Origin of the sequence: Methanobrevibacter cuticularis (assembly GCF_001639285.1) — an archaeon.
GTDB lineage: Archaea > Methanobacteriota > Methanobacteria > Methanobacteriales > Methanobacteriaceae > Methanobaculum > Methanobaculum cuticulare.
Map to the genome: position 1 here is coordinate 1 of NZ_LWMW01000055.1, position 713 is coordinate 713.

At 35.1% G+C, this 713-nt stretch carries 1 pseudogene; it reads left to right on the forward strand.

The annotated features are described in order from the left end of the window. A pseudogene (locus tag MBCUT_RS01725) lies at window positions 1-713 on the forward strand (hypothetical protein); the annotation flags it as partial.

A 713-nucleotide genomic window follows, 5' to 3' on the forward strand; every position in this document is an offset into this window, starting at 1 on the left:
TGGTGTTAATATGAGTGTTAGTGGTTCTAGTTTCATTAACAACACTGCAAGTGGTGGTGGTGCTATCTACACTACTGGTGGTACTAGTGCTAATATGGGTGTTAGTGGTTCTAGTTTCATTAACAACACTGCAAATAGTGGTGGTGCTATCTTCAATAATGATGGTGTTAATATGAGTGTTAGTGGTTCTAGTTTCATTAACAACACTGCAAGTGGTAGTGGTGGTGCTATCTACGATAATGTTGGTGTTAATATGAGTGTTAGTGGTTCTAGTTTCATTAACAACACTGCAGGTAGTAATGGTGGTGCTATCTCCGATAATGGTGGTATTAATATGAGTGTTAGTGATTCTAGTTTCATTAACAACACTGCAGATCATGGTGGTGGTGCTATCAACAGTAATGGTGTTAATATGAGTGTTAGTGGTTCTAATTTCACTAACAACACTGCAACTACTAGTGGTGGTGCTATCACAAATTCTGGTGAGAATCTTAGTGTTAGTGGTTCTATTCTCATTAACAACACTGCAAGTATTGGTGGTGGTATCATGAATGAAGATAGTACTAAGAATAATACAATAAGTATTAATGATAATGTTATAGTTAATAATACTGATAGTACTGGTTCTTCTGATATTGTAATCTATGATAATGTTACTATTGGCAATAATAATATAGTAGGCAATGTTACCAATAACGGTGATTTATCTGTTA